Here is a 9489-nt window from a genome sequence, read left to right as displayed (position 1 = left end):
CTTGTCCGACTGGACGCTCAGAGGACCATCCGGCAAGCCCGCCACCGCCTTCCGCTGTTGTTCGGTGCCACCGCTGTCGACGGTACCGTGGTCAGGCCGGTTCGTCGGCCACCGGTGGAATGATCCAGTCACCACCGGGCGGTGGCGGCGGCTGCCCGTCGAACGCGTCGCCGATCTCCGCCACCCTGGTGATCCGGTGCAGGGCGAAGCGGCGATGTGCCGCGCTGCGCTCGTCCCAGGCCGTCAACCAGCCGCCGTCCAGCGTGGCCGGGCGGACCACCCGATCGCTGGACGCTCCCTCCTGGTTGACATACCCGAGCAGGACACGCCGGCCGTCCCGCACCGCTCCCTGCAACGTGACCAGGATCAGCGGCGCCGACCGGACCGACGTGAGCTCGTCGCCCGCGGACGCCCGCGCGGCCTGCGCGGCCCGCGCGCTCTCGTCTCCCCGCCGCACCAGCCGGACGACGTCGTGGAGCTGGTTCACCCGGGTTCCGGCGGGGCTGGCGGAGGCGACCCGGATGCGGGCCGGTGTCCGGTGCACCTCGGGACGCGGCAGCACGATCCGCCCGTCCGGGCCCTCCGCGACCGGGGCGAAGCCGGCCGCGCGCAGACCGTCCAGCAGCTCGGCCACCGGCAGGGCGGAGATGACGATCGTCGGGGCCACCCGGCGCATCGCCAACGCCTGGGTGTGCCGCGACGCCACCACCTCGGTGAGCAGCGCGGTGTCCTCGCATCGCAGGTAGGAGGCCGCGGGCCCGGAACGCAGGCGGCCGTGCCGGCGCGCCGTGTCGTCGATGAGGTAGGTGAGCGTCTGGGGAACGCCGCCCCGGGCAAGCGGGCCGAGCAGGTCGTGCAGGTCGTCCGCCGAGCTGCCCGCGTCCATCGCGCGGCGCAGAGAGTTCTCCGTGAAGCGGTACACGGTGGCCGCGCCGGCCGACTCGATGTCGGCCATCCGGGACAGTTCGGCCGCGACCCGCGGCACCAGCGGCCCCGGCGCGACCGCGGTCAGGTCGGCCTGGATGAGCAGTTCCTCGACCGGCTCGGGCAGCAGGGGGGCCATCGCGTCGGCCAGGTCGCCGCACAGGCCCTCGTCGGCTGTTCCGCGCCCGGCCACCAGTCGTCCGAGGCTGGTCGGCGCGCCGCGACCGGTGAACCCGAGCAGCTCCGCCTCGACGAGCGTGCCGTCGATCATGCCCCCGAACAGCGGGCCGGTCCGGCGGGGCGAANGCCAGGCGAGCCGGGCACGCACCGCTTCGGGAGTCGGCGCGATCCCGTCCGGGGCGGTGAGGATCGCCCGCAGCACCTCGGCCCGCAGCTCGGGGACGCCGGGGCGGCGGGTGTCGAAGGACATCGCGGCGAGCTGGCGGCCGCGCTCATCCCGTTCGCCCACCAGCCAGGACGCCGACGGCGAGNGCAACCAGCCTTCGGCGAGGANCGCCCACCGCATGGCCACCGACTCGGTGCACCACCGGTCGTAGGTGTTCGTCGGTACGAACTGGACCTCGGTACCNGGCGTGGCGTCCACCAGGCCGGCGGCGGCCGCCGTCTCGATGACGACCGCCGCCTGTGCCTCCGGGAGGTCCATCAGCCGGGCGCTGTTACGCAGGTCGCGGACGCTGAGACCACCCGAGCGCAGTGGTGTCACCGGTGCGGTTCCCCAGGCGGTGAGCAGCGTCGTGACCGCACGCACCAGCGTGTCGGCGGCAAGCGCGGCGGCCGGGTCGGCCGCGTCCACCCCGATGTCGCGGCCGGTCACCTCGGGCGGCGCCGGGTGCAGCTCCCCCGCCGGCCGGGTGCCCCGCAGCAACAGGCCGACCTCCCGGGGCAGCTCGACCGTGCCGGGCTCGATGCCGACGAGCAGGCCGCGGGCCAGCAGCTCCTCGACCGGTGTGTGCGCGTCGGCGACGTCCAGGACCCGCTCGGCGTCGGGCGTGGCACCCAGTGGGGGGCCGCCGGCCAGCCGCTCGGCGAGCTGACGGGCCCGCGGCGAGCATTCGTCGAGCAGGGCGGCGACGCGGGCCGGATCACCGAGGACGGTGGAGATCATTTCGATGAGACCGTCGCGCCGGCCTGGTTCGGTGGCCTTCGCGCCGCCGGGGTCGACCGCCTGACCCCAGGCGGCTCCGGGCAGGCCGACGGCGGCGGCTACCCGGGCGAGCTGGGAGAGGCGGTAGGCGCCGAGGCACTGGCGCGCCGGACGCCCCAGCCCGAGCGGCCGCCCGCCCAACAGGTCGAGGGCGACCCCGACCAGCCGGATGGCCTCGTCCGGACCCCACACCAGAGCGCGTTCCCGCAGGATGTCCACCGGCCGTCGAAGATCATGACCGCCGCAGAACTCGGTCAGGTCACGGAAGGACACCGGCGCCGGCAACACCGTCAGCGCCTGGACGACCTCCAGGGTGAACGTGTCCATCCGCTCCAGCGCGCGACTGACGCTCCCTCGGATCTCCAGCCGGGCCGCGAGCACGTCGAAGTCCGGAGGCGGCGGGGTTGCGAGATCCGGCCGCAGCCCGAACAGCCGCACCAGGGCATCGTCCGGCATCGCGCGCAGCCACGCCGCCAACGATCCGGGCGGGCCGGCGGCCTGGCCTGTCGACGGGAACACCCTGATGACGGTAGCCGCCGTGACTTCCCCGCTGCCCGGCCAGGTCAGCGAAGGTCGTGTGCCTTGTCCACCACGACCGAGAGATGGTTGTCGCGAGCCCAGTCCGCGAGGCGGGACGGAACATCCTGATCGCCGGGAAGTGCCAGCGCACGGCCCACCGAGACGCCCACCACGATCGTCGCGCCGACGAGCACCGCCTTGACGGCCGTCAGCACCGGGCTGCGCCGCCGCCGGGAACGGGCCGGAGCCGGCGGACGGCCGGGAGCCGGCGGACGGCCGGGAGCGGCGAAGCGGGCAGGCGAAGCGGGCGGTGGAACGGTCCCGCGGCGCCGCGGAACCGCCTGCTCGTCGAACGGGCGGGAGGGCCACTGGTCCGGGTAGCCGGCCGGCTGTTGGTCGGCGACGCGCTCCTGGTAGCCCGTGGTGCTGACGCTTTCCAGCCCCTCCGACCACGCCGGAGCGGGCCTGGGCGTGGGCGCTGGGCGCACGGTGGGTTCGTCGAGGTCGGCAAAGTCGCGGCGGGCGCCCGGCGCCGGCTCGGTGGACATCTCGGCCGGGTCGAAACCGCCACGGGCGGGGCCGGGTCGCGCCGGGGAGTCCGGCTGCCGCGCCGGGCCCGTCCGCAGGTTTCCGAACGTCACCAGGCGTGAGCCAGCCTGGCGCGGGCGGCTCGCTCCGGTCGGCTGACCACCGCCGGGGCCGCCCCGTCCGTCACCGGGCCCGGAGAACGTGTTCTGGCCCTGAGCGACCACAGCCGGCCCCTTCCTTCAGGCGCCTCCGTGAGGCGCCCCCGTAGACGCCCTGCCTCTCCTGGAGCCGCACCTCACAGCAACCCCGCTCGCCGCCCCCACAACCAGAACCCAGAGTAGCCTGGTCGGCTTCGCAACCGACGGCCCCCCGCACGATCAGCGGTCGGGGATCCGGCAGACGCGTTCGAGCACCAGCCCGCCGGCCAGCAGCACGGCCGTCGCGCCCAGCCCGAGGCCGGCGGCCAGCGCGTCCGCACCGGCCGTCCCGAACTCGTCGGTGCGAGGGGCGGTGTAGGCGAGCACCGCGGTCCATCCGCCGGCGAACGCCGCCGCGACCACCGAGGTCGCCTTCGCGAGCGCGGCCAGCCGGGCGACGGTCAGCGGCAGGATCGGCCGCGTCCCCGGCCGGCCGGCCAGACGGCGTTTCGTCAGTGACGCCGTCTGCAGCTCGATCAGGCCGACCAGCAGTACGGACAGCGAGGTCGTCGCGGGAATCTGCGGCATCGACCGGTAGCGCCACCACAACAGCAGATAGACGGACGCGCCGACCACTACGGCGACCGAGACGAGGTCCCGGACGTGGGTCGGTCTCACCGCTCCGGTCCCCGAGCGGGGCCGCCGCCCGCCGGCCCGNCCAGGTCGCCCGGCCCGGCCAGGTCGCCCGGCCCGGCCAGGTCGTAGGAGGTGCGCCGGAGCGGCACCACACCAGGCTCGGCGCTCATCCGCGCCACGAGATCAGCCACCCGGCCGTGCCCGACCAAGGTGGCCTCCGGTTCGACATCCAGCCAGGGGACGCAGACGAACAGCCGCTCATGGGCCCGCGGGTGTGGCAGCAGGATGTCCGGGTCGTCGCTGCGGAGGTCACCGCAGGCGATGATGTCCACGTCGAGCGTCCGTGGTCCCCAGCGGACGGTCCGCACCCGCGCGGCGGCCTCCTCGGCTGCCCGCGCCGCCGCCAGCAGCTCCCCGGGCGGCGCGGCGGCGACCAGGACCACCGCGTTGAGGTAGTCGTCCTGGGCGGGGCCACCGACGGGTTCCGTCTCGTACACGGGCGATGTCGCGAGCACCNCGAGCCGCGCGTCGAGCTCACGGACCGCCCCGCGCAGGAACGCCAGCCGGTCGCCGATGTTGGAGCCGATGGCGACCACCGCGTGGTCCGCATGCGCCACGGCGGGCGCCGCCACGTCCGCCCGCGACCGGGTGACGGTGACCGACACATCGGCGAACGGAAGGGGAATCGGCGCCCCGGGCTTGTGCACCGTCACCTCGGCCGCGCCGACCCGCGGATCGGCGAGGCAGGCCCGCACCAGGCGGTCGGCGAGGGTCTCCAGCAGGTCGACCGGCTCCCCCGCGACGATGTCGGTCAGGGCCTGCGCGAGCTCGCCGTAGTGCACGGTCAGCGTCAGGTCGTCGGACGCCGCCGCCGGCCCGGTGTCCAGCCAGAGGGTCGCGTCGACGACGAAGAACTGGCCGAGCTCCCGTTCCGCGGGCAGGACACCGTGGCGCCCGTGCACCCGCAGACCCCGCAGCGTGACCCGGTCGCGGTGCGCACCGGACGGGAAGGGAGCCGCCGTCACCGGGCGGCCTCCGCCGCCGCCGGCCGCCGCGCGGCGGCGGCCGCCCGCCAGGCCCGCTGCACCCGGATCGCGTCGACCGCGGGCCGCACCGCGTGCACCCGCACCGCCCACACCCCTGCCTCGGCCAGCAGGACCGTCGTGGCCTGGGTGGCGTCGTCCCGCTCGTCCGGCGGGCGGGCGGGCGAACCCGGGCGGCTCAGCACCGATCCGAGGAACGACTTGCGGGAGGTGCCGACCAGCAGCGGCCGGCCGAGCGCCGCCAGCGGCTCGAGGNTCGCCAGGAGGGCCCAGTTGTGGGCCGCGGTCTTCGCGAACCCGATCCCCGGATCGATTATCACCTTGTCCTCCGCCACGCCGGCCGCCAGCACGGCCCGCAGCCGGACGGCGAGCTCCCGCGCCACGTCGGTCACCACGTCGTCGTAGACGGCCAGAGTGCCCATGTCGGCGCTGGATCCGCGCGAATGCATCAGGACGTAGTGCACGCCCCGGTCGGCGACGACGCGCAGCAGATCGGCGTTCATGCCGCAGGAGACGTCGTTCACCAGCACCGCGCCGGAGTCCACCGCCGCGGAGGCCACCGAGGCCCGGCTCGTGTCGATGCTCACCGGCACGCCGGCGGCGGCGAGCTTCGCCACCACCGGGAGCACCCGGCGCAGTTCCTCGCTGGCGACCACCCGGGACGCACCGGGGCGGGTCGACTCGCCGCCGACGTCCACCAGATCGGCGCCCTGTTCGATCATGGCGTGGCCGGCCCGGACCGCGTCGGAGGGGTTCGGGTAGGCGCCGCCGTCGGAGAACGAGTCCGGCGTGACGTTCACAATGCCCATCACCCGGGTCGGGGCTCCGGGCGTGAACAGTCCGGCGGTCGGGGTGTTCGTACCCGCGCTCATGCGCNGGTGCCGGGTCGGGCCGGCGGCGCCGTCAGCCGCCGGTAGCTGTACTCGTACACGGGCCGGAAGCCGCGGCGAGTGTAGAGCACCCGGGCGGCGGCGCTGTCCCGCTCCACCTGGAGGTAGGCCCGCTCGGCCCCCCTGGCGCCCGCCCAGTCCGCGAGCTCGGCGAGCACCCGCCCGGCGACGCCCAGACCCCGCGCGGCGGGGAGGGTCGCCATGCTGTAGATCCCGAGCCAGCCGCCGTCGAGCACCNCGCGCCCGACACCCACCGCGGCGCCCTCGACGGACAGGGTTACGTACCGCTGGGGCAGTTCCAACGACTTCAGGACGTTGAGCGTGCCGGCGAGCTGCGTGTCGAAGGTGGCGAGCACCTTTCCGGCGACCGCGATCCACCGCCCGTCCGGATGGTCACTTTCAGTGACTTCGACGCCGCGGGTGGTCCGGGCGGAGATCAGGCCCGCCAGCGGGGCGACACAGACATCGGTGGGCCCGGCGTCGTCATACCCGGCGGCGTCGAGGGCGTCCAGCAGGCCGGCGGGACGGGCGACCGGGGTGACCTGGAAGGCCGGCGGCAGGCCCGCCGCCTCGTAGAAGGCCCGGACCACACGGAGACCATCCGCGAGGTCCGGAACATCGCCGCGGGCCCACACCGAGTTCCCGCGGCGCGAGGAGCCGGCGGACTCACGGAGCACCCACCCGGCGTGGGTCCGCTCCCGCAGCGGCGGCCAGGCGCGGTGCGCGAGCTCCTCGAGTTCCCGGGCCAGCTCGACGTCGTTCTCCGGCAGCACCCGCCGCGGTGCGACGAGCGCGTCGCCACCGGCGAGGCTCGCCGGATCAACGACCACGGGGCCCCCGGACAACGGACTCTTCGACCACGCCACCGAGGCTACCGATCCAGCCCCCCCGCACGCGGGTAGCGGCGCCACATGTGCAGCTCGCCTCGTCCGTGTGCGGGCGGCGGCCCGGCCCGTGGCCAGCGCCGGCGCGGCCGCGGCGGGCCTTCGGCGCGCCCCGGGACAACCGACATCCATGTATCCCACCCACATTCGACATCGGGAGTCTCACCGCTCCCGACCTGGCGGGGCCGGTCGACCGGCCGGTCAGCTGTCCCTCGCAAACGACAATAAACGTTACATATGGCCCGATCTCTACAACCGCCGCGGTGGGTAGGAAAAGCACTGCCCGGACATCAGTGACACAACCCNCGACAGGCCACATTGCTGTGACACAAGCCCATCACTGTCCGACATACGCGACCCGTAGCATCGGATCGTGCACGCGACAATCGCCGCCGCCGTCTGCTGGACGCATCCGCACGAGCAGCGGCGCCGGCATGAGGGCGGGCGCGCGACCGTGATCGCCGTGGTCCACCCGGTGGCCGTCCGTCGGCGCACCGGCGGAAGGACTTCGCTGTCGTTAGCTTGACAGCGCATGGTCACGAACGCTCCTCGTGACACACAGGAAGGATCAGGCATGCCGCAGTCGGACGGACCCACGCCGCTGGCCGCGCCGGCCTACGACGAGATCTTCATCCCGCCGGCCCGCACCCCCCCGGACGACCGGCCGGAGGACTACCCGGCGCAGCCGCCCGNCCGGCAGGCCCCGGAGGACCTGGCCGCCGCCGAAGGCCCGGCGGCGCTCCCCGACCGCAGGCAGTTCCACCTGAGCGCCAGTGCCGCCGTCGTGAGCGCGCTGCTCACCCAGAGCCCGATCATGGAGGTGGCTGACGTGCTCGCGGCCAGCCCGGTACAGCTAGCACTCGAGCGCGCGAACGAGGCGTTGGGCGAGGTCATCGACACGCACGAGATCGTGCCGCCCGCCCATGTCCGGGCCCGCACGGCCCGGTTGCGCCGCGGTCTGGAGCGCCTCGGTCGCCGTTCGATGGCGACGGACGACTCCCGGCAGCTGGTGCTGCTGGCCGGCCGCGTAGCCGTGCTGGGCGCCGACGCGGCCTTCAAGCAGGGCGATGTGGCCTCCGCCCGAGAGCTCGCCGCGGAGGGTCATCTCGCCGGCATCGAGGCCGGGGACGGGCCGCTGTGCGGTTCGGCGCGCGAGGTCGGCGCCGTCAACGAGTTCTACGGCGGGCGCCCCGACGAGGCGCTCCGGCTGGCCCGGGACGGCCTGCGGCACGTCGGGAACGGGCCGGTACGGGCGCGCCTGGTGTGCCAGGAGGCCCGTGCGCTGGCCGCCCTCGGAGACCTGCGCGGCGCCGTGGGAAGCCTGGAACGGGCCTACGACCTGGCCGACGCCATCCCGGCCGACCAGTGGGGCCGGCCCGGGCCCAGTTTCGACACCTTCCACCCGGTCGAGGTGTCCTACAACGCGACGACGGCGCTGTGCCTGCTCGGCCGGCCCCGCGCCGCCCAGGAACACGCCGACCTGGCGCTGCCCAGGCTGGACAGCATGGATGCGCCCGGTTTCCGCTCGGTCATCCGGCTCGACCTGGCGCTGGCGATGGCCCGCCAGGGCCGGCTCGAGCTCGACGGCGTCTGCGAGCTCGCGACCGAGGCGATCCGCATCTCGTGGGGGCGCACCGTCGCCTCCGTCTCCAGCCGCGCGGACCAGCTGCTGGCGGTCACCGCGCCGCATGGTGAGGTCCGCGGGGTGCGGGAGCTGGCGGCGCTGATCCGGGAATGGCAGCGGTCGGCGTCCCGGCAGCGACCTGACCCGGCCGCCGTCCCCACCCCCGCGCTGGACCTCTGATGCCCGGCCGGGACACGCCGGACGGCCGATTCACCGCGGCACGCTCCCGGCAGGTCCTCGGCCAGCTCTGCGCCCGCCTCGGTCTCGACGACCGCGGCGCCGAGCCGATCAAACTGACCGTCAACGCGGTGTACCGGCTGCCCCGCGAAGCCGCGATCGTGCGCATCGCCAGCTCCACCAGGCTGAACCACCGGGTTGCGAAGGTGGTGCGGATCGCGCGGTGGCTGGCCGATCAGGGGATGCCCGCGGTGCGATTACTCCCCGGCGTGCCCGCGCCGGTAGAGGTCGAGGGCCATCTCGCCACGGTCTGGCGGGACGCGACCCCACCCACCCAGCACACCCGGCCAGCCCAGCGGCCGCCGGCAGGCGCCGGCGGCGGCGCCCCGCACCCTGCCCGGAGTCTGGCGGAGATCCTGCTCCGCCTGCACGCCCTGGCACCGCCCGACCCTCCGCTGCCGACCTGGGATCCGCTGGACGACGTCCGGCGGCGGCTCGCTGACGCGGAAGGTCTCGGTGACCGGGACCGCCGTTTCCTGGAGGACCTCACGCTGCGGGTCGCCGACGCTCTCGGAGCCGTCAGCTACGCGCTGCCGCGGACCGTCGTCCACGGGGACGCGCACCTGGGCAACCTGATTCACACGGCCAGCGGTGAGGTCGTGATCTGCGACTTCGACGCGACCTGTCTGGGGCCGGCCGAGTGGGACCTCGTCCCGGTTGCGGTGGGCACGCTGCGCTTCGGCCGCCCGTCCACCGCGCAGGACGAGCTGGCCCGCGCCTACCGGTTCGACGTCACGGCCTGGGACGGGTTCCCGGCGCTGCGCGCGGTGCGCGAACTGAAACTCGTGACGAGCGTCGTGCCCATCCTCGCCAGCAGCCCGAGCGCGGCGGCCCAGTTCGCGGTCAGGCTGGAGAGCCTGCGCGCGGGCTCGGACGAGACAGTGTGGGCTCCCTACCGCTGA

8 protein-coding genes and 5 pseudogenes are annotated in these 9489 nt (G+C 74.8%); 3 read left to right on the top strand and 10 right to left on the bottom strand.

Features of this window, described 5'->3' with window-relative positions; all coding sequences use genetic code 11:
- Positions 1-91: 91 nt before the first annotated feature.
- The 10 genes and pseudogenes from UG55_RS43495 to UG55_RS24965 all read right to left on the bottom strand — a co-directional run.
- Positions 92-1229, bottom strand: a pseudogene (locus UG55_RS43495) (helicase-associated domain-containing protein); the annotation flags it as partial.
- Between the two features lie 285 nt (positions 1230-1514).
- Positions 1515-2545 (bottom strand): annotated as a pseudogene (locus UG55_RS48220) (hypothetical protein); the annotation flags it as partial.
- A gap of 107 nt (positions 2546-2652) precedes the next feature.
- Entirely contained in the window at positions 2653-3360 is a 708-nt protein-coding gene (locus UG55_RS24985; protein WP_066073938.1) for a hypothetical protein, read from the bottom strand.
- Between the two features lie 153 nt (positions 3361-3513).
- Entirely contained in the window at positions 3514-3951 is a 438-nt protein-coding gene (locus tag UG55_RS24980) for a DUF3180 domain-containing protein (RefSeq protein WP_066073935.1), read from the bottom strand.
- A 40-nt stretch (positions 3952-3991) separates the two neighbouring features.
- Positions 3992-4425: pseudogene (folK, locus tag UG55_RS43480) on the bottom strand (2-amino-4-hydroxy-6-hydroxymethyldihydropteridine diphosphokinase); the annotation flags it as partial.
- A gap of 1 nt (position 4426) precedes the next feature.
- Positions 4427-4871: dihydroneopterin aldolase (gene folB / locus UG55_RS45765; RefSeq protein WP_396231015.1), on the bottom strand; the 445-nt coding region annotated here is incomplete at its 3' end.
- Positions 4872-4930: 59 nt separating this feature from the next.
- Positions 4931-5207 (bottom strand): annotated as a pseudogene (locus UG55_RS43465) (dihydropteroate synthase); the annotation flags it as partial.
- A 1-nt stretch (position 5208) separates the two neighbouring features.
- Positions 5209-5824 (bottom strand): dihydropteroate synthase (folP, locus tag UG55_RS24970; RefSeq protein WP_242425079.1); only part of this gene is annotated, 616 nt, incomplete at its 3' end.
- 5 nt (positions 5825-5829) lie between these two features.
- Positions 5830-6079, bottom strand: a pseudogene (locus UG55_RS43460) (GNAT family N-acetyltransferase); the annotation flags it as partial.
- Between the two features lies 1 nt (position 6080).
- Positions 6081-6672 (bottom strand): GNAT family N-acetyltransferase (locus tag UG55_RS24965; RefSeq protein WP_242425078.1); only part of this gene is annotated, 592 nt, incomplete at its 3' end.
- Positions 6673-7099: 427 nt separating this feature from the next.
- Here UG55_RS24965 and UG55_RS29685 point away from each other — a divergent pair.
- The 3 genes from UG55_RS29685 (at position 7100) to UG55_RS24955 (ending at position 9489) form a co-directional block, all read left to right on the top strand.
- The gene (locus UG55_RS29685; RefSeq protein ID WP_199865254.1) at positions 7100-7252 is read left to right on the top strand and encodes a hypothetical protein; all 153 of its coding nucleotides are present in this window, start codon (positions 7100-7102) and stop codon (positions 7250-7252) included.
- A 167-nt stretch (positions 7253-7419) separates the two neighbouring features.
- Positions 7420-8530: hypothetical protein (locus UG55_RS43455; RefSeq protein WP_242425077.1), on the top strand; the 1111-nt coding region annotated here is incomplete at its 5' end.
- Positions 8530-9489 carry an aminoglycoside phosphotransferase family protein gene (locus UG55_RS24955; RefSeq protein WP_066073924.1) on the top strand — a complete coding sequence of 320 codons (960 nt, stop codon included), beginning with the start codon at positions 8530-8532 and terminating at the stop codon, positions 9487-9489. The genes UG55_RS43455 and UG55_RS24955, both read left to right, overlap by 1 nt.

The organism is Frankia sp. EI5c, from assembly GCF_001636565.1.
In the GTDB taxonomy this organism is placed as follows: domain Bacteria; phylum Actinomycetota; class Actinomycetes; order Frankiales; family Frankiaceae; genus Parafrankia.
Note: the sequence above shows the minus strand (reverse complement) of the source record. Positions and strands in the feature narration are given on the sequence as shown.